Source organism: Pseudomonas fluorescens (assembly GCF_902497775.2).
Lineage (GTDB): Bacteria > Pseudomonadota > Gammaproteobacteria > Pseudomonadales > Pseudomonadaceae > Aquipseudomonas > Aquipseudomonas putida_F.
This window is the reverse complement of sequence record NZ_OZ024668.1, coordinates 2,442,029-2,466,468: the sequence shown is the minus strand read 5'-3', so window position 1 is coordinate 2,466,468 and position 24,440 is coordinate 2,442,029. Positions and strand designations below refer to the sequence as shown.

Sequence of the window (24,440 nt, the reverse complement as noted above, 5' to 3'; positions counted from 1 at the left end):
ACAACCTGGTTATCGTCACGGCACTCGACAATGCGCTCAACAGTTCGACCGGACACCAGGAGGATCAGCCGACTCTTAGTGTTGCTATCTCCCTCCCTAGTGTCGACCAGCCCAATCTGGAGGCAATAGACCCTGCTGATGCTATGAAAAACTTCGTTCACAACCAGGCCTGGCTACGGTAGGTGTTGCACAGATATTCGACGTGGGAGCAATATTTGCAGCCGCAGGCTGCCTCCTTGGCCTGAGGCCGAAGTAACCTGGCCAGGGGCGGGCGACCGCATCTGGCTCGATGGTGCCGCAGGCTTGCGGCCGAGCAATGCAGCGACATACCGGTCGACCCAGGACGGGCGACCCGATAACAAAAACAAGAGAAGTCATCGACATGGATGTGAGATGTGATCAGCTCAAGACGCTGACGGGAACCCTGTGCCTGGCGTTCGCCACCGGACTGCCGTTGTCGGCTGCGGCGGCCTATCAGGAGACTGGCCGCCCGGGCGACCCCGCCAGTTGGCGGCAGGCCGAATACCAGCAGGACTGGGGCCTGGAGCGCATGCAGGCGAGCCAGGCCTATGCCGCCGGGATCACCGGCGCCGGGGTCAGCATCGGCGCCCTGGACTCGGGGTTCGATGCCGCTCATCCCGAGGTCAGCCCCGGACGTTTTCACTCGGTTACCGCCACCGGCCAGTACCTGGACGGCACCCCGTTCAGTGTGTCCGGGGTGCTCAATGGCGCCAACGACAGCCATGGCACCCATGTCACCGGCACCATGGGCGCGGCCCGTGATGGCGTTGGCATGCAGGGCGTGGCCTTCAATGCCCAGGTTTACGTGGGCAACACCAACCACAACGACAGTTTCCAGTTCGGCACCGGCCCCGACCCGCGGTATTTCAAGGCGGTCTACGGTGCCCTGGTGGATGCCGGGGTACGGGCCATCAACAACAGCTGGGGCAGCCAGCCCAAGGGGGTCAGCTACCAGACCCTGGGCGACTTGCGCGTGGCCTACGCCCAGCATTTCCAGCAGGAAACCTGGCTCGACGCCGCCGGCGACGTGGCACGCGGTGGCGTGATCAACGTGTTCAGCGCCGGTAACAGCGGTTATGCCAATGCCAGCGTGCGCTCGGCGCTGCCATACTTCCAGCCGGAGCTGGAAGGCCACTGGCTGGCGGTGTCGGGCCTGGACAAGAACAACCAGCAGAAATACAACCAGTGCGGCGTCGCCAAGTACTGGTGCCTGGCGACCCCGGGTGCGGCGATCACCAGTACCGTGCCCGGTGGCGGCTACGCCACCTACAACGGCACCTCGATGGCCGCGCCCCATGCCACCGGGGCCTTGGCCCTGGTCATGGAGCGCTATCCCTACCTGAACAACCAACAGGCCCTGCAAGTGCTGCTGACCACCTCGCGCCAGCTCGATGGCTCGCCGACCCAGGGGCTCAGCGACCGGGTGGGCTGGGGCGTCCCGGACCTGGGCCGGGCGTTGCACGGCCCCGGGCAGTTACTGGGTGAGTTCGACGTCACCTTGGGCCGCGGGCAGGGCGATATCTGGAGCAACGGCATCTCCGACCAGGCCCTGGTGCAGCGTCAGGCCGAGGACGCCGTGGAACGCCAAGCCTGGCAGCAGACCCTCAAGGATCGCGGCTGGGAGAATGGCCTGGCACCGGGAGCCAGCCAGCAGGATCGCAGCGACTATGCCCTGGGCATGGCCCGGGACGCGGCTGCCGCACAGCGGGTCTACCAGGGCAGTCTGGTCAAGTCCGGGGCCGGCTGGCTGGTGCTCACGGGTGACAGTAGCTACCGCGGCCCGACCCGGGTCGATGGCGGGTTGCTGGCGGTCAACGGCAACCTGCAATCGGCGGTGACGGTCAACGCAGGCGCTACCCTGGGCGGCAACGGCCGGATCGGTGCCCTGACCGCCAGCGCCGGGGGGGTGGTGGCCCCGGGTAACTCTATCGGTACCTTGAATGTCGCCGGCAACCTGGACTTGCAGCCGGGTTCGACCTATCAGGTGGAGCTGTCGCCCACAGCCAGCGACCGGCTCGTCGTAGGCGGTCAGGCCAGTGTCGGTGGCGCCAATCTCAGCCTGGTGCCCCAGGCGCAGCCGAACCTGTTGGCCGGTGGCCCGGTATCCAGCGTGGTGGGGCGTCAGTTCGACATCCTGCAGGCAGCGGGTGGCGTCAACGGGCGCTTCGCCCAGGTCCAGCCCGGCTACCTGTTTCTGGAGACCGTACTCGATTATTCGGCCAACGGCGTGCAGCTGGACGTGACGCGCAGCGGCACGACGTTCGCCAGTGTCGGTGCCACGGCCAACCAGCGCGCCAGCGGCGGCGCCGTGGAACTGCTGGGACCGGGCAATCCCGTGTATGAAAGCCTGCTGCTCTGGACCTCGGTGGACCAGGCCCGGGACGGCCTGCGGCAGCTGTCCGGGGAGATCTACCCGGCGCTGGACTCGATGCTGCTCAGCCAGGGCTCGGTCTTGCGCGATGCCTTGGGCGAGCGTGTGCAAGGTCCTGCACTGAATGCCAACGCGCCTGGAACGACTGCGAGCGAGCCAGGCTCGACCCATCTCTGGCTCAAGGGCCTGGGCAGCTGGGGACGCATCGAGGGCGTGCAGGGCAGCGAGTCCTATACCAGTTCCCTGGGCGGCATGCTGCTGGGCGTGGACCATGACCTTGACGAGCAGACCCGCGCCGGCCTGGCCGCAGGCTACAGCGACAGCTCCCTGGGCATGGGCGGCAGCCACTCCCGGGCCACGGTCGACAGCTACCACCTGGGCGCCTATGCCCGCCACGACCTGGACCAACTGCGCTTGAGCCTGGGCGGCAGCTACAGCTGGCACCGTGCCGAGGTCCGGCGCGACTTGGCCTATGCCGAGGTGTCCGGCCGCCAGCGCGCACGGGTCGATGCCCGCAGCCAGCAGTTATTCGCCGAGGCGGCCTATCGCCTGGCTTTGCCGGCGCTGCAGTTGGAGCCCTTCGTCAACTTGACCTACCAGCATCTGGACCGCGATGCCTTCCATGAGAAGGGCGATGCCGCGGCGCTGCATGCTCGCGACGAGCAGCGTGATGCCTGGCTCAGCACCTTGGGCCTGCGTGGGCGCCAGCAATGGCAACTGGGCCCGCAGCAAGACCTGCAACTGGCGGCAAGCCTGGGCTGGCAGCACCGCCTGAGCGGGACCCAGGATCGCGAGCACCTGGCCTTTGCCGGTAGCGACCTGCCGTTCCGGGTGGAGACTGCGCCGGCCTTGCGCGATGCCGCGCTGGTGGGGCTCCAGGCACGGGTGGGGCTGACCCGCGACCTGGACCTGAGCCTGGACTACCAGGGGCGCCTGGCCAGTCGTGAGCAACAGCATGGCGCGGGACTCAACCTGCAATGGCGTTTCTGAAGCGCTGTGGCGCTGGTGGGGCCAAGGGCTCGCCGGCCAGGCGTTGCAATACGGAGTTTGACCAACGCAGTTTTTTATCAACGCAGCTTTTTATCAATGCAGCTAAGGAAGGTCGTAGTGAAGCAAGTCAGAAAGGATGACAGCGCGCTCGGGCAGGGCTGGTCCCTGGCCCCACTGGGTCGCGCATTGATGGGCTGGGCGGCGCTGATGGGCACGGCCCAGGCCGCACCCTACGTGGAGAGCGGGCGCCTCGGCGACGCCGGCAGCTGGCGCAGCAGCGAATTCAAGGCCGATTGGGGGCTTGGGGCGATCCACGCCGACAGCGCTTATGCCGCCGGCTACAGCGGCAAGGGGGTCAAGCTGGGGATCTTCGACCAGCCGGTATACGCCCAGCACCCCGAGTTCTCCGGCAAGGACAAGATGGTGACCCTGGTCACCACCGGCATCCGCCAGTACACCGACCCCTACATCCCGGTGAAGGCCGGCGATGTTTTCCGCTATGACGGCAGCCCGTCGGTGGGCTCGGATGGCAAGCTCGGTTCCCACGGCACCCACGTCGGCGGGATCGCCGCCGGCAACCGTGACGGCGTGTCGATGCACGGCGTGGCCTTCGATGCGCAGATCATCAGCGCCGACAACGGCGACCCCGGCCCCGAGGATGGCATCGTCCTGGGCAACGATGGCGCGGTGTACAAGGCCGGCTGGGACAGCTTGGTGGCCAGCGGCGCGCGGATCATCAACAACAGCTGGGGCATCGGCATCACCGATCGTTTCGCCAAGGGTGGGCGCAATCCGGAGTTCCCGCATTTCACCGTGGACGATGCCCGGGCGCAGTTCGCGCAGATCCAGCCACTGCTGGGCACCATGCCCGGTGGCGCCTATGACGGGGCCATCGGCGCCGCCCGCAGCGGGGTCATGACGATCTTCGCCGCCGGCAACGACTACAACCTGAACAACCCCGATGCGATTGCCGGGCTGGGCTATTTCGTCCCGGAGATTGCCCCCAACTGGCTGACCGTGGCGGCGTTACAGCAGAACCCCGACACCAGCAGCGCCAACCCGTACCTGATCAGCACGTTCTCTTCCCGTTGCGGCTATACCGCGAGCCTCTGCGTATCGGCCCCCGGCACCCGGATCTACAGCGCGGTGATTGGCGGCACCAGCCTGGAAGACCTGACCCAGGGCTATGCCAACAAGAACGGTACGTCCATGGCCGCGCCCCATGCCGCCGGTGCGGCGGCGGTGCTGATGGAGCGCTTCCCCTACATGAGCGGCGCACAGATCGCCAGCGTGCTGCGCACCACCGCCACCGACATGGGCGCGCCCGGCATCGATGCCTTGTACGGCTGGGGTATGATCGACCTGGACAAGGGGCTCCGGGGCCCGGGCATGTTGGTCACCGAACAGGACATTCCCGAGGCGTTCCGCATCGCCGGTGGCTACGGCCCGAGCCAGTTCGTGGTCGATCTGCCGGGTATCGGCGCCCTGGTGGATGCCGGCAAGCCGACCCAGCGGCGCTGCAACGACCTGGGCTGCGGGCTGGACCTGTGGAGCAACGATATCGCTGGCCATGGCGGCCTGACCAAGCAGGGCATCGGAACCCTGGTGCTCACCGGTAACAACACTTACTCCGGCCCGACCCTGGTCAACCAGGGACGGCTGGCGGTCAATGGTTCGCTGCAATCGGCGGTGACGGTCAATGCCGGCGGCGTGCTGGGCGGCAATGGCCGGGTCGGCGCGCTGCTGGCCAACGCCGGCGGCGTGGTGGCGCCAGGCAACTCCATCGGCACCTTGCACGTGAGTTCCGACGTGACCTTCCAGCCGGGCTCGACCTATGCCGTGGAGGTGGATGCCGCTGGCAGCGACCGCCTGGTCAGCGATGGCAAGGCTTCCCTGGACGGTGCGAACCTGGCCCTGGACCTGCAGAACCCCGGGGTTTCGCTGCAGTCCCAGCGGACAACCAGCCTGGTGGGGCGTCAGTTCGACATCCTGGAGGCCGCGGGCGGCGTGCAGGGCGGTTTCGCCAGTGTGCAGTCCAACTCACTGTTCCTCGGTGGTGGCTTGGCCTATACCGGCAGCGGGGTGCAGCTGGCGGTGCAGCGTAACGCCACTTCTTTCGCCAGTGTCGGCTTGAGCGCCAACCAGCATTCGGTGGCCACGGCCGCCGATCAGCTCGGCGCGGGCAACCCGGTCTACGAGAGCCTGCTGTTGTCAGCCAATGCCGGCAGCGCCCAGCAGGCTTTCGATCAACTGTCCGGGGAAATCCACCCGGCGGTGGGCAACCTGCTGCTCAACGACAGCCGCCAGTTGCGCGACGCCGTGGGCAAGCGTACCCGCCAGCAGGGCGTCGCCGCCGCGCCGGCCGAGGAAGGCCAGGGCAACGGCCTGTGGGTCAAGGCCCTGGGGGCCTGGGGCAAGGCCGAGGGTGATTCCGGTCGGGCGCGCTATAGCAGTTCTATTGGCGGCATGTTGCTGGGGATTGATGGGCAGATGAGCGAGGACACCCGCGTCGGGGTCTTCACCGGCTACAGCGACAGTTCGCTGAGCATGGGCGATGGTCGTCATTCCTCGGCCAGCGTCGATAGCTACCACCTGGGTGCCTATGCCGGCAAGGAACTGGAGCAGATGCGCCTGAGCCTGGGCGCCAGCCACAGCTGGCACCGGATCGAGACCAAGCGCGAGCTGCAGTACAACGAGGTCAGCGATCGCCAGAAGAGCAAGCGCGATGCGCAGAGCACTCAGGTGTTCGGCGAGGCCGCCTGGAAGGTCGCACTGCCGAGCATGGCGCTGGAGCCGTTCGTCAACCTGGCCTATGTGCATATAGCCAGCGACAGCTTCAAGGAACATGGCGGCGCCGCTGCGCTCAAGGGGGGGCAGGATAATCGGGATGCCTGGCTCTCGACCCTGGGCATGCGCGCCGGCAAGCAACTGCAATTGTCCAGCGGCCAGGCGGTGGAGCTTTCCGCCACCCTGGGCTGGCAGCATAGCCTGAGTTCCACCGGGGCCGACCAGCACCTGGCCTTCGCTGGCCAGGGCGATACCTACAAGGTCCAGGCGCTGTCCCTGGATCGCGATGCGGCGGTGGTCGGTGCACGGGCGGGGATCGTCCTGGGTCGCCAGGCCCGGGTCAACCTGGACTACAACGGACTGCTGGGTAGTCGCGACAAGAGCCACGGGGTCGGCCTGACCCTGGACTGGGCGTTCTGAGGCCCCGGCAACAGAGATGCAAGGTGTTGTACCAGCCCCGCAGACCTGGCAACGGGTTCGCGGGCGCGAGCTATCTCGTATCGGTGCGGTGCCAGGTAGTGCGCGGAGCCTGCATCGCGGGCAAGCCAACCCCCACAAGTACCGCGAACACCCCGGTTTATCAATAATCCAGCTCGGCCCGAGCTCGCCTGAGCTGCAGCCGGAGCAACTCGTGAAAGTGCACTTAAGCCTACCAGCGTGTGCATTCCGGAGATTGCGATCCAATCGCGCGTTGATAGTGCCCTGCTAATCAACCAAATTCTTTGGGCCTTTGGGAAAAGTCCTATTTATTTTCGATAACCACCGTTCCAGGGTGCTGCCTGTGAGTTACATCCTCCACTTATTGTCACCGGCCGAGATGCACCAGGCGTATCGCGCTCGCTGAGGTGACAAGAGGACAGCAGCCCAAAACCCCATGGATCAGGATCATACGAATGAATGCAGCAATGACGTCTCCCTTGAGTTTCTCCGCACTCTGGATAAATCCCATCCCCCGATCGCTGTTTACCGAGTGGCCACCGAAGGCAGCCAAACTCGTGACCTTTGACCAGGCGAAATGGAGAAAACTCAATGACTGACGGCTATTTCATTGGCTTGGGTGACAAAACCACCTGCGGTGGCAAAGTGCTGGATGGTGATGACAGAGTCAATTTCTTTGGTCTGCTTCATGCTCGCGAAGGTGATCGAGTTTCATGTGGCAAGGACGGAAAGATTTATCGGATCGTCGGTGGCATCTCGCACATGGAAAGTCATGGCAAACTCATGGCTGGCACACTGGATAGTTTCAGCGACTGCCCCTGTAGAGCCCGACTGATTCCCTCGGTGTTCACGGCCAGCTATCAGAACGAAAAGTCTACACCGCAATCAGCCAGGCGAGCAGCGCAACCAGGCTCTTCAACGGTAACCAACCCCTCGGTAGCGCCGCGTCAATCCAGTTTCGCGCCTTCGAGCCATCCAGCTCCCACGGCATTCAACCGCGTAGAGGCCCAGGAACCTGGCTTCTATGTGGCGCCCAAAAGCATGACCCGCGAAGCACTGGAGGCCACGCTTTTTCCCATGCGCGATTCGGCCGTGATGAGCAAGTTTCAGGCGCTCAACCCTAATCTAGGCGAGATCAAAGCCGGCTCTATGATCGTGCTCGGCGATCCGAACAACACTTCCTGTACCTACCAGGAAGCGCAACTGATGCAGGCAGCGCAACAGGTCAAGGCATCCCTGGATCCCCTGACGCCAGAGCAAGCCGACTTCATGCACCGCCACGGTGCTGAAATCGCCAGTTTTACTGGCCCGACCTCAACCTGGCTTGGGGTCAGCGCAGTGGTGATGGAGACGCACCTGACCAAACTGCGCGACACCCTTCAAGCCATAGAACGTTTGCACCAGCAAAGCTATCGACAGCACGGCCACCTTAAATCGCCGCAGTTCTTTGCTGATCGTAAGCACCTGCTCGCCAAGCTGGATGCACACCTATTTAGCTCAACGCGTCTGCGTGGCCAGACAACCTTCGGCGATCACCCCAAGCTAAAAACAGCCCTCGGTATTTCCAATCGGAGCCTGGTGCATCACTGGGACAAGGCTGGTGCGCCGGGTCAGATCCCGGGTTATACCACCCATGTGGATGCAACCAGTCGTGCTGCCAAGTACATGAAGACAGGCGGTTATATCGGTATTGGTATTGGCGGCGTGTCCTCGTTGCTGGCTATTGAGCAGGTGTGTAACGGCGATTCTGGAGCCGCTTGCGAGAAGATCAAGTTTACTGAAGGGGGGAAATTCGCCGGGTCCACTGCGGGTGGTGTCCTGGGCGGAGGAATGGCCGGATATGCCAGTGGTCCAATCTGCCTGGCGCTTGGCGTCTCGACAGGTATCGGGGGTGTTGTCTGTGTCGCGGCCATAGTGGGAATTGGCGCGTGGGGGGGTACGACTGTCGGTGGTATGGGTGGTGAAATAGGCGGAGAAATTTTATACGAGAAAACTTTACCATGACAATGGAGGCGTTCTGGAAGTCCTGGTTGGCTTTTTGGATTGTTGCCGGTGGTCCTGGTCTGCTCGCAGCTGCGGGTCTTGCATACAGTCTGTACCTGAGTCGCCGTCACCTGGACGCCATTAAGGAGGCCTTGAAGAACAGCCGTTATATTTATCTTTGGGGCACGAGCCTGGGGAAGCGGGGTTTGATTTGGTCCCTCTTGGAGATAGCAAAAATCGCACAGATGATCACGATGCCAAGGTCATCACTTCACATCGGTGAGCTGGATCCAGGCGATCTTGAAAACTTCCCTCCATATCTGAAACGTCTTCTGATCATTGATGTGACGATGATGGTCATCTCCTTCGCTTGGATGGTAGTTGTAGCCGTGCTGATCAAGTTTAAGTAACTTGATGGACGACTGCTCCAAATTGAAAACAGCCCTCGGAACGGGACGACGGACCTTAGCGTAGATTTCCGTTCCGTTGGGCTTCAAGCCAGCACCATCGAGCAGGCCTATACGCGGGTCGGCATAGCGCCAACTGGGTGAAGCAAAGACATCGCGGCGACGTAGGGCGGTGCGCAGTGCATCAAGCGTACAGAATACATAGGCGCCCATGTCGAGGGTGCCATCTTCTCTGGTGATGTGCTGCTGCCAAGCCTTGGCCATAATCTCCTGCGGAGCATCATCTTCCGGTTTCCGACGAGGTAGATTCAATTGCAACCAGTCCAGACTGGCCCCCACGCCCTTGCCAGCCGGGCCGAAGCCGAAGCGAATATGCTTCAATAGGTCGGGAAGAAAACGGCGTACGACGAACGCAGCGGCCCTCATTAGCCTGGAATGGACGCATTGCTCCAACAATAAATTTGTACCCTTTGCTCGTGAACCTTGTGTTGAGGATCGCAGTCTTAGCCGAGCCTTTTTTCGGCATTACCGCCGTCATCCCATCAGAGCTGTTCACCCCATGCGCCAAGCCGTCCGCTGCTCCCGCTTTGTCTCGCTCTGCCTCATTGCGTTGTTCCCCTTGCTCGCCAGCCCCGCCCATGCCAACGGGGAAAGGCAACTGGTGGAGGCCATCAACGACTACCGCGCCCAGCCCCAGCGCTGCGAGAGGCGCGTGGTTCGGGTCTCGACGCCGCTGGCGTTGAAGTCGAACCTGGCATTACCGATCGGTTATGGCGGCGGTTTGCGGGAAAGGTTGAAAGCCGCCGGCTACCAGGCGGTGACGGTGCGGAGCATCCGTCTGGTCGGCGTGCAAGATGCCGAGGAGGCCTTTGACATGCTCCAGAGCGACTACTGCGCAGCCCTGCTCGATAGCCAATTTGCCGATATCGGCGTCAGTCGCGCCCGCAACGAGTGGCGGGTGGTGCTGGCGCGCCCCTTGCTCGATGCCCAGCTCGGCGATGGGCGATCTGCGAGCAAAGCGTTGCTGGCACAGGTCAACGCCGCACGGGCGAAGCCGCGCCTGTGTGGTCGCCAGCGCTTCGCCGCGGCACGTCCGTTGACCTGGAATACCACCTTGGGGACGGCGGCGCAAAGACACAGCCGGGCGATGGCCAACGACAATTACTTCGCCCATCGTGCCCCCGACGGTGACTTGCCGGCAGACCGGGCGCGGGATGCCGGCTACCGAGGCCGTCAGATCGGCGAGAATATCGCCGCTGGACAGGGCTCACCAAGTAAGGCGATGGCAGGCTGGCTAGCCAGCCCCGGGCATTGCGCCAATCTGATGAACCCGATGTTTACCCAAGTGGGCGCGGCCTATGCCGTGAACTCGCGTAGTGATGAGGGCGTGTATTGGACCATGCTGTTCGGCGCGCCTTGAGGGAGGGCGAGCCCCTTTTTTAGGGTGGACAATCCAAATCCTTGCGCTAGCCTGAAAGTTCTCCTCTAGGGGAGAGATCAATTGATCAAAGGAATGAACCAATCTATAGACAGTTCTGAAGGAATAGAACTATGACTGATATTGACTTTTCATCGCTGAAGTCCAAAGTAAGTGATTCAGCATCCTTGATGCCGAGTATTGCCAATAAAAAAATCCTGATGGGTTTCTGGCATAACTGGCCAGCCGGCCATAGTGATGGCTATCAAGGTGGGCAGTTTGCCAATCTGGATGTGGTGGATGTACCCAAGGACTACAACGTTGTTGCTGTAGCGTTCATGAAAGGCCAAGGTATTCCTACCTTCAAACCTTACAACCTCTCCGACGATGAGTTTCGCCGTCAGGTTGGCGTGCTGAACAGCCAGGGACGGGCTGTGTTGATCTCATTGGGCGGCGCCGACGCCCATATTGAGTTGCACAAGGGGGATGAGCAGCCACTGGCGAATGAAATCATTCGCTTGGTTGAAGTCTACGGTTTTGATGGGTTGGATATCGACCTGGAGCAAAGCGCCATTGATTTTGCTGACAACAAGACGGTGCTGCCGGCGGCCTTGAAACTGGTGAAGGATCACTACAAGGACGAAGGGAAACATTTCATCATCAGCATGGCACCCGAGTTTCCCTACCTCAGAGTTGGCGGCAAGTACGTTGCCTACATTCACGCCCTTGAGGGGTACTATGACTTCATCGCGCCTCAATACTACAACCAAGGTGGCGATGGGATCTGGGTTCAGGAGGCCAACGGTGGTCAAGGTGCCTGGATCGCACAAAACAATGATGAGATGAAAGAGGATTTCCTCTACTACCTGACCGAAAGCCTGGTGACGGGCACTCGGGACTACATCGCCATCCCCGCAGATAAATTTGTCATTGGCTTACCGGCCAATAATGACGCTGCGGCCACTGGCTATGTGATTGATCCTGCTGCAGTTGTAAATGCATTCAAGCGTCTCGATACTGCCGGCCATTCCATCAAAGGGTTGATGACCTGGTCTATCAACTGGGACGATGGCATTACCAAGAACAATGTTCCCTACAACTGGGAGTTCTATGATCGTTACGCACCGTTAATTCACGGCGAGGCGGAGCCTGGTGACCGGCCAACGGCTCCCGCGAATCTGTTCGCCAGCGACGTAACCGACACGAGTATGACCTTGAGTTGGGGAGCTTCAAGCGGCCCTCGTCCGATCGAGACCTACACGCTATACCGAAATGGGGCTGCGATAGGCCAGGCGGCAGCTTTAACGCTGAAGGACACAGGCCTGACGCCGAGCACTCAGTACAGCTATTTTGTTACGGCAACAGACTCCCAGGGAAATGAGTCGCTTCCGAGCAAGATCCTGAGCGTTCGAACGGCTGGAGACATCACGGATCCAGAGTTCCCCGAATGGCAGTTGAACCATCTGTATCGCAAGGAGGATGGCGTGACGTTCGAAGGCAATAATTACGTGTGCCTGCAAGAGCACACTTCAAACTCAGGCTGGACACCACCCGTCGCCTTTACCCTTTGGTCGAAGGTCGCAATCAAACGGCGCGCTTAGAGTGCTATGCAAAGCCCGGCTTGAATGCCGGGCTTTCAATGCTTGCGGATATCCCGACCTTAGCCAGGCGAACGAAATCACGGGTGACCTTTTCGCAGTTGCTCAGCCAGTGGCGAGTGAAAAACTGATGGGCGTGCTCGATGCGCTAAACGGTAGGTGGGGAAGGGGGACGATGCGGTTGGCGAGCGCGCCTGTCGATATGAGCGCTTCGTTGGCACAGCAGAATATTGGCCGATTTCTGATGCACAGGTACAACTGGCAATGGCCACATCAATAGTGAGGTTGTGTGGCTTTAACTGGCCTCTAAATTACCGCCCGCAGCCGCCCGATTTGTCTCAATCTCATCCAGAAGATCCGCGTTATCTTCCGCCCACTCATAGAGCGCCATCAGCGGCTCTACAAATCTGTGCCCCACCTCAGTGAGTGAATACTCGACCATGGGTGGCACCACCTGGTGCACCTTGCGCTCGAGCAAACCATCACTCTCCAGCTCGCGCAGCGTCTGGGTAAGCATCTTCTTTGAAATTCCCGGCATCGAACGCTGAAGCTGGCCTGTTCGCATCGAGCCGAAACTCAGCACATAAATCACCATGGACGACCATTTGGGGGCCAAGAGAGCGTGAATTCTGCGAGGTGGGCATTGCTCACAGACCAACAGGGGATTTCCTGGATTGCGAACAGTTGGTTTAGTCATGGTTACCATTGGGTGCCTACGTTTCAAAAAAGTGCCTAATCGACAGATGATACCTAAAGGCTCAAGCTCACCCTAATCCCTAGATTGCACACTGTAAATAACCTCAACGGAGACCAGAATGAGCAGCCAGTCCACAATGCGAGCCTTGGTGCTAGACGACTACGCTACCGGGGCATTGGTGGAGAAAACTGTAGAACGTCCCTCTCCACGGGCGGGCGAGGTACTCGTGCGGATTGTAGCCAGCGGTGTTAACCCAATCGACAATATGATTCGTCAGGGACTTGCACCGTATGCCATGCCGGAGCTGCCCGCGATTCTTGGTACCGACCTTGCAGGCGTAGTGGTAGAGATTGGGCCTGAGGTGACGGCCTTCAACGTGGGGGATGAGGTTTACGGGCTAACCGGAGGCGTTCGGGGGCTGCAGGGCTCGCTGGCCGAATATGCTGCGGTCGACGCAGCACTTCTGGCGTTGAAACCGAAGAATCTCACGATGCGCGAAGCCGCGGCAATTCCGCTGGTATTTTTGACCGCCTGGGAAGGCATGGTAGATCGCGCCGGTGTCCAAGCCGGCCAGCGTGTGTTGGTGCAAGGCGGCGCTGGCGGAGTCGGCCATGTAGCAATCCAGATTGCGGTAGCACACGGCGCTGACGTGTACGCGACAGCGTCCGCTGGCAAGCAAGAAATCGTGGCATCTTTTGGCGCTACGCCTATTGATTACAACGCCAAAACTGTCGACGAATACGTTGCGGATTTCACCGAAGGCAAAGGGTTCGACATCGTTTATGACACCGTTGGCGGGCAGAGCCTGGACGACTCCCTTGTTGCTACCAAACCCTATGGCCATGTCGCCAGTTGTTTTGCTTTCGCCTCCCACAATCTGGCCCCTGGCTCACTGCGCTGCGTGACTCTGTCAGGCATATTCGTCCTTTTGCCAATGCTCAGCGGGGAAGGGCGTGCACATCACGGTCAACTCCTGCGTCATGCGACGCGGCTCGCAGAAGCAGGCAAGCTCAAACCGCTGATGGATCCTCACCGTTTTGGGCTAGCGCAAGCCCAAGCTGCACAGGTTTTGCAGGGTTCTGGTAAGGCCGTGGGTAAGGTCGTCATCGATATCGAGTAACGTTCTGACTTCCACGAAGACGGGATAAATCAGGTCGTCGGCGCCCAGCCGCGTTTCGCGCACCATGTCGCGCAGCAAAGGAGTTCGCCGCAGCCGCATGGAGGGAAGAGATAGAGGGGATGTCATGGAGAGGTCTCCAGGGAAGCAACACGGCTGGCGGGCCGCGCGGCAGGTGTCCGGGACAGCAAGACAATGCCTGCGGCGATCATCACGCCGCCCAGCATTTCGTGGGTGGAGAGCATTTCGCCACTGAGGGCGAAGACGATCAGGGCGGCGAAGAATGGACACAGAAACAGGAAACCGCTGGTGCGGACGGCGCCGCCCGTGTGCAGTGCCGCAAACCACAATCCCATCGCGCCCGTCGAAGCGGGAATGGCCAGCCACAGGAACGCGACCGCCGTATGGGCCGGCATGGCGAACGACTCGCCACGCCAGGCGGCCAGCAGGGCGAGGGCGAGGGCACCCATGAACATTTGCCAGAACGCCAGCGTCCAGGTATCGACGGCCAGGCGAAAGCGCTTGCTGGCCAGCGTGGCGAACGCCCAGCAGGCCGAGCCCGCCATGACCAGCGCTTCTCCGTGGCCGATCGCGCCGCTCATCACCGACTGCACCCCGATGCAGACCACCACGCCGGCGAAGGCCAGCAGCAGGCCCAACCAGGCCAGGGGACGTACCCGCTCCTTGAGCAGGATGCCGGCCAGCAGCGCCACCAGCAGCGGATTGCTGGCCATCAGGATCGCCGCCTTGGAGGCGGTGGTCTGCGTCAGGCCCATCGTCAGGAACGCCATGACACCCGCCGTCTGCAACAGGCCGATGATGGTCAGCCGCAGCCAGGGCATGGCGGCGACCGGAACCGCCGTGCCGGCAGCGATCCGGGCACGGCGGCGTAGCCACAACCAGGGCAACAGCGTCAGGGACGCCACGAAAAAACGGAGCGCCGCCAGCCACAGCGGCGGCAATTCGGTCAGGACGACCTTGCTGGCCACGAAGGACGAGCCTTGCAGAAAGGTGGAACTGAGTATCAGCAGGAGATAGCGGCGTTGCGCTACACGCGGGTTCATGAACTTCCTATTGAGCGTGGCGGCGGGCGGTATGCCGCCGTGTCACTCGACAGTGTGGTTTCCCGTCACTCGTCGCGCTTCGCGCAGAAAGACAATTTCTACGTCAAACAGGACAAGCGCACGTCCAGCCGACCTACGGAAAGTAGCGGCTGGGCGACGCGCCAAGCAGCCGCTTGAACATGGCCGAGAACGCGCCCGGTGTGTCGTAGCCCATCTCCAGTGCCACGGTCGTCACGGGTTCGCCCGCGGCCAGGCGCGGCAGCGCCGCCATCACGCGCGCCTGCTGTCGCCACACTTGAAAAGGCACCCCGAGTTCAGCAGTGAACAGGCGCGACAGGGTGCGCGCTGTCGCGCCGTGCTGGCTGGCCCAGTCGTCCAGCGTGCGGTTGTCCTGGGGGTTGGCCAGGATGGCTTCGCAGGTCGCCGCCAGGCGCTTGTCGCGGCCGGTGGGCAAATGCAGCCCTTGTTCCGGCGACCAGGCAATCTCTTCGAGGATCAGGCCCAGGATGCGGCCCTCCCGGCTGTCCTCGGCATGGTCAAGGGGAATCGTGGCCGCACGCAGGATGAGTTCGCGCAGCAGGCTCGAAACCTGTACTGCGCCGGGTTGCCCGGGCGCATCGGCCGGACACCGATCCAGGCGCACATACGCCGTGCGCAGTGCCACCGGGCTGCCTCGGGTACGCATGGCATGGGAAATCCCCGCAGGCATCCACAAGGCGCGTTGCGGCGGCACCAGCCACAGGCCCGCGTCCGTTCGAATCTCCATGACGCCGGAAACCGCGTAGATGAGCTGCCCGCAGGGATGGGTATGCGGCGACACGGCATAGGCGGCCGGATAGTCCTTCGCCATGACCACAATGGGGCGGCCTGCGTTCTCGTAGTCGCGTCTATCTACACTTTTTGCCAAAACAGAATCTCGCACGTTGCAATCGCTCAATGGCTACAGATTAATCCAGTAAAGCGTCTTCGTTCGGCCTGCTTCTCGCCAAAGCATGCGCGTTCGATGACCGGAGAGCGGCCGCGCTTCGTTGCCGCCCACGGCAGAGCAGGGGGCTAGCCGACTGATGGCCCTCGTGATCGTCCAATCTCCCACGATAATCCGCCGCCGCGCATCGTCGCAGTGAGCTGCTGCCCCAGGCGCTGTTCGATCACCGGACGCCACGGCACAAGTGAGAACCCCATGCCGTCGTCGAGCATCGCGTAGCGCCCGCTTGCCAGCATGATTAGCGCGGCGATAACGTTTTAAATACCACTCCACGTAGATATCCCGCACGGCAATCTTTGCCGACTTGTTGCTTTTGCCAATCGCGTGGTACCACCAGTTGCCTTCATCATCTAAGCGGAAGTCACCCATAGTGGGTTTCCAGTTCTTTCGTCCTGCGAGATCTGACGCGCGCAGGTACATGGCAAACAGCGTGGCAACAATAAATAATCTTTTTAAGCAGCCGAAACGGGTTGGTTTGGGCGAAGCCGTCTTCGATTAGACATTCATAGAATCGGCTGCGTTATTAAGGAATCGGCTGCGGGTAACCGGACCAATCCAGCCACAACAGTGTGAAAGAGCCGAAGCCGCCGCGTACTTTGCCAAGGAGTGCGGCTGAAGTACGCCTTTATCAAGCAGCGCGCCGGCGACTATTCGATTCGACGGCTTTGCCTGACGCTGAAAGTCCATCCCAGCGGTTATTACGCCTGGTTGTCTGCGCCGCAATCTGCACGCGCCAAAGACGACCAGCGACTGCTGGGTTTGATCAAGCATTCATGGCTGGAAAGTGGCGGCGTTTATGGCTATCGCAAAATCCATGACGATCTGTGCGAGGTCGGTGAAGTTTGCGGGCGCCATCGTGTGGCAAGGCTGATGCGTCTTGAAGGGCTGCGCTCTCAGACAGGTTATCGACGCCGCCCTGGAAAGTACGGCGGTAAGCCAGCGGTCGCCTCACCCAATTTGTTGAAGCGCCAGTTCGATGTCGTGGAACCCAACAAGGTTTGGGTCACCGACATCACCTACATTCGTACGTATGAAGGCTGGTTGTATTTGGCGGTGGTGCTGGATCTGTATTCTCGTCAGGTCGTTGGCTGGTCAATGAAGTCGCAGATGACCAGTGATTTGGCTATTGATGCTTTGTTGATGGCGGTTTGGAGGTGTAAACCGAAGCAAGAGGTGATAGTTCATTCCGACCAAGGCAGCCAGTACAGCAGCTCCGATTGGCGCAGCTTTTTGAAGGCAAACAATTTGGTTGCCAGCATGAGTCGCCGAGGCAACTGTCATGACAACGCCGTGGCCGAGAGCTTTTTCCAGCTTCTGAAACGGGAACGGATCAAGCGAAAAGTCTACACCACGCGGGAAGATGCTCGGAGTGATGTGTTCGATTACATCGAGATGTTCTACAACGTAAAACGTCGCCATGGTTTCAACAATCAGCTGTCACCGGTAGAGTTTGAAAAGCGTGTGTCTAGAGAATCCGGGGCGATTCACGGCACTGAATCAGCTTGATCGAAAGCCACCTCATCAACGACTAACCATGAACACGAAGTACATGGCCCGCTGAGAGAGTGGATGCCAGAAGCGGGTTTGTCGAATCAGTGGTTTAACACGCTCATGAACATATCTGACATAGCACCTTATTTAACATAATATACATTATGCGAAGTGTTCTATAGAGGGTCGGGGGCCGAGAGGCGCGATTTTCGAACCAGGTCAAAGCCTTTGCTCCGACCTGGAGCGTCAAGCATCCAGCAAATGCTGGACAGTCATCATGGGTAGTCTTCACCACCGTTCGGGAATCGGCACCGATGGATACGGTTCAAGGCCATTTTCCATCCGCGCACTGCGCCGTGCTTTTCGATTGCCAGCAACGCGTAATTTGAGCAGCTCGGCTCAAACCTACAGGCATCCCTAAGTCGGCTGGGACCAACGCGTTGATAAAAGTGAATGGCACGAACGGAAATCCAGGAAATCACCGCGGCTTACGGAAAGAAATGACGTAGTAGCTGGCCATCGAATCCTTTTTCCCCGACAGTGCGTCGAAGCAGCCAGCTTTCACCGAGACGCCGATCGAGTCGATCCGGTAGAACTCCCAGCCCTCAGCTGCATATTCATTGACGACCTTTTCTAGGTAGACCGCAGCTTCATTGCCGCGATGCTTGCTCGCCTGAACCTCAATGTTCGGTGGGACTTGGACCATTTTGTATACGTACATCGCGTTTTCCTTGCGTCAGGGCTTGATTGGCATCTTGCTAGGCATACTGGTCAGCAAAATGGCCTCAATGGTAGCCACCTGACAGCTAGGACTCCAGCTCCGGGGTTTGTTACCGATTACACGTACTTCTGGAACGCCCTTGAACGATACCGCACATGCCTGATAGATAGCGCTCAAGGATGAGCTACCCTTGATCACCTGGTGAGCCACTCTCCTCCCTCCCTCCCATTAATAGCTATAAATTATAACTCAACTAAATGACTATTTAGTTGAGTTATAATTGTCATGCGATACAGCCGCCTAAGTGGATAGCCACAGGCCCCCTGCTCCGGCCTACTGCCAACCACCGGTCTGGGCGTTACCGAGGGCAGTTTCCATGCCGCCCTCGCCTGTCACGCGTACGCTGCCTCAGGCGCCGCCAAACACAATGTCGCTATTGAGAAGGTCGACTCCGACCAAGGTGATGGTCGTTGTTTGTCCGCCAGTCTCGGCAACCGTCACGATGCTGTTTGCGCCACTGTTGTCGATCGACTGGACAACGGCGCTCTGGTCGCCGTTGAGCACCAGCGTGTCGCGCAGGCTCAGGCCCGCATCGAAGCCGGTGACCTGGTACAGGTTCTCGGCGACCGACAGATCGATGTTGAAGGCATCCTGCGCACTGCCCGTACCGACCAGGGTGAAGTCGAAGGTTGCCTCGGCCGAGTCGTTGGCGAACAGGTTGGCGTCGAATGCACTCGTCGCTGTGTCCCCGTCCTTGTCCGTCAGCGTCGCATTGAACGCCAGCTTGATATCGCTGGCCAGGCTCTCGCTCTCCTGGATGAACTGGATCACCGGTATCTTGATCACGCCCAGGCCCATGGTGAGCTGGACCGCGTCAATGAGCTTGGAATCCGATCTTTCGATGATGAAGGACGTCTGCCCTCCAGCCTCCGCGGTCAGATCGGCGGCAAGCACTTTCGTCGGTGAACCTGATGTCGTGCCGTCATCGTAGAAGATCGTGTAGTACAGCTCCTCTGTTGCCGGGTTGTACCCCTGCACCGAGTTGTCGATGAAAATCTTCATGCCGGTCAACAGGCTCTCGGGGTTGATGACGAAGCTCTCATCGCCGGCATTGATGCCTGCCGTCCCGTTGCCATCCAGGTTGTTGTTGGCAATGCCAATGCCGGACGTGCTGACGTTCATGTTCGCGCTGCCGATGAATGCAAACCCGCCAGCCTCTATCTGGGCTTCGGTGAGGTCAGGCGCTCCCGGGGCGATGGCAGAAAATAAATCGCTTGCGCTAGTGGTCGCGTTAACACCGAAGAACACAATCTCCTCAGATGGCGAAGGAATGGTCGGCGGATCCTGCGCCGGAATCAACAAGGTGCGCACGGGGTCCGGGCCGCCGGCACCGAGCGAGCCGTCGGCACTGCTGAGCACGATCGTCGAAGCAAAACCTTGCACCAGATCCAGTGCATAGCTGCCATTGGCATAGGCGGTCAGCGTGTAGTCGACGGTGGTGTCTGCCGTTGCTGCGTTGTTGTCGAAGTCGCCGGTCAACGTCCCGGCGAACTGGTACGCACCATTGACGTCCGGCGAGGGCACCAGTTCGGTGAGCGTGCCGGTCCCGGTCGTGGTCGTGTTGTCGGGCCTGACGAGGGTGAACTGGCCATTGACCAACGAGATGTTCAGACCCGTCGCCCCCAGTCCATCGGCGCCGGCGGCCATGCTCCAGAAGCCGTATTGCGCAAGGACGCTACCGGTCCCGATCAGGTTGCCAAAGGCGAGTGCCGGGCCGTCGTCCTTGATCACCAGGTTCTGCCCGATATTCAGGGTGGCCTGGGCGCTGTCGCCATCCCTGTCGGTTTTGGTTGCGGTGAGAGTGACCAGGTTGTCGGACGCAAGGCTGGTCGAATCATCCGGATTGGTCGCGTCGGGATGGATCACGGCGCGCAGTTGGTCAAGGGTGACGTCACCGTTGGTGGCAACGCTGACGGTGAACACCAGTTCGTTGGTCGTGGCCGTGCGGCCTTCCACCACGCCGCCATTGAGCGACAGATTCACTGCCTCACCGGTAGCGGAGTCGGTCAGCCCGGAAGCCCCCGCTACCACGCCCAGTGCATAGGTCAACGTACCGGCGCCATCGGCGCCGAACGCCGAGGTGAAGTTGGCAGCGAAGTTCTGCGTGGCGTTGGTCGCCAGCACGGTTTCGTCGACTGTCAGCGTCGGTTCCGTGCCGGTGGTGCTGATGCTCGGGCCGTCGTCCTTGAACACCAGGTTTTGCCCGATGTTGAGGGTGGCTTGGGCGCTGTCACCGTCCCTGTCGGTTTTGGTTGCGGTGAGGGTAACCAGGTTGTCCGAGGTCAGGCTGGTCGAATCATCCGGATTGGTCGTGTTGGGGTGTACTACGGCACGCAGTTGGTCGAGGGTGACGTCACCGTTGGCGGCGACGCTGACGGTGAATACCAGCTCGTTGGTCGTGGCGGTGCGGCCTTCGACTACGGTGCCGTTGAGCGACAGGTTGACGGCCTCACCGGTGGCGGTGTCAGTCAGCCCGGAAGCCCCCGCTACCACGCCCAGGGCATAGGTCAACGTACCGGCGCCATCGGCGCCAAACGCCGAGGTGAAGTTGGCGGCGAAGCTCTGCGTGGCGTTGGTCGCCAGCACGGTTTCGTCTACCGTCAGCGTCGATTCCGTGCCGGTGGTGCTGATGCTCGGGCCGTCGTCCTTGAACACCAGGTTTTGCCCGATGTTGAGGGTGGCTTGGGCACTGTCGCCGTCCCTGTCGGTTTTGGTTGCGGTGAGGGTAACCAGGTTGTCCGAGGTCAGGCTGGTCGAGTCATCCGGATTGGTCGTGTTGGGGTGTACCACGGCGCGCAGTTGGTCAAGGGTGACGTCACCGTTGGTGGCGACGCTGACGGTGAACACCAGTTCGTTAGTCGTGGCCGTGCGGCCTTCCACCACGCCGCCATTGAGCGACAGATTCACTGCCTCACCGGTAGCGGAGTCGGTCAGCCCGGAAGCCCCCGCTACCACGCCCAGGGCATAGGTCAACGTACCGGCGCCATCGGCGCCGAACGCCGAGGTGAAGTTGGCGGCGAAGCTCTGCGTGGCGTTGGTTGCCAGCACGGTTTCGTCGACTGTCAGCGTCGGTTCCGTGCCGGTGGTGCTGATGCTCGGGCCGTCGTCCTCGAAGATCATCTTCGAACCAATTTCGGCGGTCGTAGTAGAGGCTTGGAGCAGCTTGAAGCCACCGATATCGAAATCGGCGTGGTTATTGCCCTTGGCGTCGGTGGCCGCGCCGTTCTCGATGAGCACGCGATTGTGGTCTGTCGTTGTGGTGTATTCAATCTTGTAGCCGGCTTTAACGCCGGTGATGGTTGCAACCCCGGAAGCAAAGCTGATGACAATGGCCGGATCATTCGCCGATCCGTCCGAGTTCTCGATCACCAGCCCGGTGCTGATGTTGATGACGCGGACATTACCGATTGCAACCGATGTATCACCCACATAGCCGTTGATGAAATTCACGCCAGGTTCAGCCGCGGTGCTGAATGCGCTGATTTTTACCACCGCGCTCTTACCACTTTGCAACTGCACGACGTCGAAAGTGGCCGACCTCGTATTGAACACGGCGGTGAAGTCGATGTTGGATTCAACATCGGCTTCGTTCTGATCCAGGTTGGGAATGGTCACATTCTGCCTGGCACCGGTGACGAACGAAAAGCGGATGCCTTCCTGTTCCGTAATCATCTGATTGTTGGTGCCGAAGGTGGTCGGGCCACCCGCCTGGCTGGTATTGATCGTGTCGCCAGTCGTTATATTGGCGCCGCTCGACTGGTCAGCGGGGTTCTTGCCGGTGGCGATAATTGTCGGGTCCGTGATCCGCAAGACCCCACCTACGTCGACAACGGTCGGGCTCGCCGTCGTGAACATCAGGAACAGGTTTTGCCCGGAAGGCGCATTGGCCAGGCTGAATACCAGGTCCTGGCTAGCACCGATGAACACCTTGTTCAGCAGGTTGAGGGCATCGTCCGGGTTGCTGGCGTCCGGATGCTTGAGCGGTTGGTATTCCACGGTCCAGATCTTGCCGCCGGTGGCCGGTGATCCGGTTTCTTCAATGTAGGCCGCGAACACGATCGCGCCGGCCGGGCCCCCGGCTCGGCCGAGCAGGATGTTGTTATTGGTATCGGTATAAAGAAGGATATCGGTGCCATTGAGGGTATCGAGTCCGCTGTCCAGGCCATTGAGCGCTGCGCCAAGGCTGTCGGTGAAGCTGATATCGGTAACGCTGGCTCCGGGCGCTGCGGTGATGGTGAACGCATTGCTGCCCGTGTTGCCCACCGCCCCCGTATAGCCACTCAAGGCCGCACCTGTTGCGGTGCCTGCCCCAAGCGCTGTCAGCCGGGTAGCGAAGGCCGAGGGCAGCGCCGTCAGCAGAATGTCATTGTCGTCAGCGTCTCCCGCAGGGGCTGGGGTGGCCGTGCTGTTCTGCAAACCGGCTGTTTCGTCCAACGAAACGTTCACCCCCGTCGCCACGACACTCAGGGTGCTCGCCGCGGTGATGGCAGTGCTGGCGGGGGCGGAATGTGTCTGGTCGGCGGTGACGGCCGTGATGGGAAGCAGGTTGGCATCCGTGTCATCGGTAAGATCGCTCGTCGGCGATGCGATTTTTTTGCGGATAGTCATAACGTTCTCCCGAACAATCCCAGCCATAGGGGCCGGAGCGTGGACCTTTACTGCTACATGCCACCACTGTGAACAAGCGTCGGGAATTGCGCATCGGCCGATTCTCCCAGGCCGAATGGGAGTTTCAGCCTACCTGGGAGGGCCAACGAGATGATCTGGGCGCGCGCTACCGATCTTGTTGGTGAATTCGGCGTCCCTCTCCCCGTGAGGTTGATCGTTTGCGGGATTCAGGGGCTGTTGAAGGTAGTCCGGCTGGGAATCGTTTTTTTACAATTCATAGCATTTTGACCTTTCTACGCTAACGTCAAATATCAAGGACGGTTATTCAAACCAGAAGTGCAGTCCCCGCTCGGGATCGCCAGACAAACAACAGGTGTAAGCAATCCGTAACAACCAGACCTGAACCAGACAAGGAAGCAGTGAATGAACAATGATTACGTGCAAGTACTCAAGCGAGTTGCGTGGACTTTGGTTTTCACTGGATTACCTGCCAGTATGGCCCTGGCAGCCCCCGGCAATTGTTCAACATTGGCCCCCCTACCCGCCGTACTCGAAGTCGGTGAAGGCATGCAAACGGTGATGGGGTCGGAGGTGGCCATCACTCGATTGGCTGTCGGCGATCCGAAAATCGCCGACGTGCACCTCAATAACAATAAGGACTTCCTGGTGACCGGTGTTGCCCCCGGCGCTACCAGCCTGATGGTCTGGACCGCATGCTCCAGCTCACCTCGCCAGAGCATGGTGTTTGTCCAGGGCAAAGGCGCCGGTTCGCTGGTGAGCACGGTGTTGCCGCCCTCGGAAGACCCAATGCTACCCAGCCAGGTACAGACCGATATCCGCTTTGTCGAAGTCAGTCGTACCAAGTTGAAAGAGGCCAGCACGTCGATCTTCGGCAAAGGCGGCAGCTTTCTGTTTGGCTCCCCCGGCACTGTCCCCCTGGTGACCGTGTCGCCCGGCCAGCTTGGCAACACGGCAGCCCGTATCCCGCTGGATAATGGCAGTTTCAATATCGGCTTTGGTGGCGGCAACGTGCTTGGCTTGATCAACGCGCTCGAAGGCAGTGGCTTTGCCTATACCCTGGCGCGTCCGAGCCTGGTGGCGCTGAGTGGCCAGAGTGCGAGTTTCCTTGCCGGCGGCGAGGTGCCTATCCCGGTGCCCAGCAGTGGCAGCGACACGGTCACCATTGAGTACAAAGAGTTCGGGATTCGCCTGACCCTGACGCCAACCATCATTGGGCGCGATCGAATCGCCTTGAAGGTGGCACCGGAAGTCAGTGAACTTGACTATGAGAATGGCGTGAGGATCCAGGACTTTATCGTTCCCGGGTTGAGGGTGCGCCGCACTGACACCAGTATTTCTCTGGCAGACGGCGAAAGCTTCGTGATCAGCGGCCTGATCAGTTCGACCAACACCTCATCGGTGAGCAAGTTTCCTGGCCTGGGCGACGTTCCGATCCTCGGGGCGTTCTTTCGCGATTCCACTATCAGCCGCGAGGAAAAGGAGCTGCTGATGATCGTGACCCCGCGCCTGGTTCAACCGCTGGCGGCGAACGCCCGACTGCCTTCGTTACCGGGTGAAAAACTGCGTAATTACGACCCGAACTGGTTCCGTATGTATTTCCTCGAAGACGGTAACTTCGACAAGCTCAGCGGCTTGTCGAAATGAGCATCAGGACATTGCAGGAG

Annotated in this window: 14 protein-coding genes and 3 pseudogenes; 9 read left to right on the top strand and 8 right to left on the bottom strand. The window is 60.6% G+C overall.

The genetic code is table 11. The annotated features are described in order from the left end of the window. Positions 1–382: 382 nt before the first annotated feature. The 3 genes from F8N82_RS11230 to F8N82_RS11220 all read left to right on the top strand — a co-directional run bounded on the left by F8N82_RS11230 (position 383) and on the right by F8N82_RS11220 (position 8,611). Positions 383–3,382, top strand: coding sequence for an autotransporter serine protease (locus F8N82_RS11230; protein ID WP_038995347.1), 3,000 nt, complete (start codon positions 383–385; stop codon positions 3,380–3,382). Between the two features lie 189 nt (positions 3,383–3,571). Beyond that, a complete protein-coding gene (locus tag F8N82_RS11225) occupies positions 3,572–6,589 on the top strand; it encodes an autotransporter outer membrane beta-barrel domain-containing protein (protein WP_038999382.1) in 3,018 nt (1,005 codons plus the stop codon). A gap of 609 nt (positions 6,590–7,198) precedes the next feature. Then, complete coding sequence (locus tag F8N82_RS11220; RefSeq protein ID WP_038995345.1) at positions 7,199–8,611, top strand: PAAR domain-containing protein; 1,413 nt, start codon at positions 7,199–7,201, stop codon at positions 8,609–8,611. A 479-nt stretch (positions 8,612–9,090) separates the two neighbouring features. On the opposite strand, the pseudogene F8N82_RS11215 reads toward F8N82_RS11220, so the two are convergent. Then, positions 9,091–9,402 (bottom strand): annotated as a pseudogene (locus F8N82_RS11215) (Tn3 family transposase); the annotation flags it as partial. A 154-nt stretch (positions 9,403–9,556) separates the two neighbouring features. Here F8N82_RS11215 and F8N82_RS11210 point away from each other — a divergent pair. The 3 genes from F8N82_RS11210 to F8N82_RS27585 all read left to right on the top strand — a co-directional run bounded on the left by F8N82_RS11210 (position 9,557) and on the right by F8N82_RS27585 (position 12,292). Continuing rightward, on the top strand, positions 9,557–10,417 hold the full coding sequence (locus tag F8N82_RS11210) for a CAP domain-containing protein (protein WP_038995343.1): 861 nt from the start codon (positions 9,557–9,559) through the stop codon (positions 10,415–10,417). A 131-nt stretch (positions 10,418–10,548) separates the two neighbouring features. Then, on the top strand, positions 10,549–12,015 hold the full coding sequence (locus F8N82_RS11205) for a glycosyl hydrolase family 18 protein (RefSeq protein ID WP_038995342.1): 1,467 nt from the start codon (positions 10,549–10,551) through the stop codon (positions 12,013–12,015). A gap of 127 nt (positions 12,016–12,142) precedes the next feature. Then, positions 12,143–12,292, top strand: coding sequence for a DUF4113 domain-containing protein (locus F8N82_RS27585; RefSeq protein WP_256584628.1), 150 nt, complete (start codon positions 12,143–12,145; stop codon positions 12,290–12,292). A 15-nt stretch (positions 12,293–12,307) separates the two neighbouring features. Here F8N82_RS27585 and F8N82_RS11195 read toward each other — a convergent pair whose 3' ends face one another. Continuing rightward, entirely contained in the window at positions 12,308–12,709 is a 402-nt protein-coding gene (locus F8N82_RS11195; RefSeq protein ID WP_038999380.1) for a winged helix-turn-helix transcriptional regulator, read from the bottom strand. A 118-nt stretch (positions 12,710–12,827) separates the two neighbouring features. Here F8N82_RS11195 and F8N82_RS11190 point away from each other — a divergent pair, with 118 nt between their 5' ends. After that, positions 12,828–13,829 carry a zinc-dependent alcohol dehydrogenase family protein gene (locus F8N82_RS11190; RefSeq protein WP_038995341.1) on the top strand — a complete coding sequence of 334 codons (1,002 nt, stop codon included), beginning with the start codon at positions 12,828–12,830 and terminating at the stop codon, positions 13,827–13,829. 122 nt (positions 13,830–13,951) lie between these two features. Here F8N82_RS11190 and F8N82_RS11185 read toward each other — a convergent pair whose 3' ends face one another. From F8N82_RS11185 to F8N82_RS11175, 3 genes and pseudogenes are all read right to left on the bottom strand, one after another. Then, the gene (locus tag F8N82_RS11185) at positions 13,952–14,890 is read right to left on the bottom strand and encodes a DMT family transporter (RefSeq protein WP_038995340.1); all 939 of its coding nucleotides are present in this window, start codon (positions 14,888–14,890) and stop codon (positions 13,952–13,954) included. Positions 14,891–15,023: 133 nt separating this feature from the next. Then, positions 15,024–15,740: an AraC family transcriptional regulator gene (locus tag F8N82_RS11180; protein ID WP_080764739.1), complete on the bottom strand. Its 717-nt coding sequence runs from the start codon at positions 15,738–15,740 to the stop codon at positions 15,024–15,026. Between the two features lie 203 nt (positions 15,741–15,943). Then, positions 15,944–16,114: pseudogene (locus F8N82_RS11175) on the bottom strand (DUF3363 domain-containing protein); the annotation flags it as partial. Positions 16,115–16,454: 340 nt separating this feature from the next. Between F8N82_RS11175 and F8N82_RS11165 the strand changes: the two are divergent. After that, positions 16,455–17,381 (top strand): annotated as a pseudogene (locus F8N82_RS11165) (IS3 family transposase); the annotation flags it as partial. A 260-nt stretch (positions 17,382–17,641) separates the two neighbouring features. On the opposite strand, the gene yidD reads toward F8N82_RS11165, so the two are convergent. The 3 genes from yidD to F8N82_RS11150 all read right to left on the bottom strand — a co-directional run bounded on the left by yidD (position 17,642) and on the right by F8N82_RS11150 (position 22,755). Beyond that, positions 17,642–17,848 carry a membrane protein insertion efficiency factor YidD gene (gene yidD / locus F8N82_RS11160; protein ID WP_200889122.1) on the bottom strand — a complete coding sequence of 69 codons (207 nt, stop codon included), beginning with the start codon at positions 17,846–17,848 and terminating at the stop codon, positions 17,642–17,644. Then, positions 17,845–18,087, bottom strand: a complete 243-nt coding sequence (locus F8N82_RS11155; protein WP_038995339.1) for a hypothetical protein — start codon at positions 18,085–18,087, stop codon at positions 17,845–17,847. The genes yidD and F8N82_RS11155 overlap by 4 nt, the downstream gene beginning before the upstream one ends. 408 nt (positions 18,088–18,495) lie before the next feature. Beyond that, complete coding sequence (locus F8N82_RS11150) at positions 18,496–22,755, bottom strand: DUF5801 repeats-in-toxin domain-containing protein (protein WP_338918708.1); 4,260 nt, start codon at positions 22,753–22,755, stop codon at positions 18,496–18,498. A gap of 423 nt (positions 22,756–23,178) precedes the next feature. Here F8N82_RS11150 and F8N82_RS11145 point away from each other — a divergent pair, with 423 nt between their 5' ends. Next, entirely contained in the window at positions 23,179–24,420 is a 1,242-nt protein-coding gene (locus tag F8N82_RS11145; RefSeq protein ID WP_038995337.1) for a type II and III secretion system protein family protein, read from the top strand. The last annotated feature ends 20 nt before the right edge of the window (positions 24,421–24,440 follow it).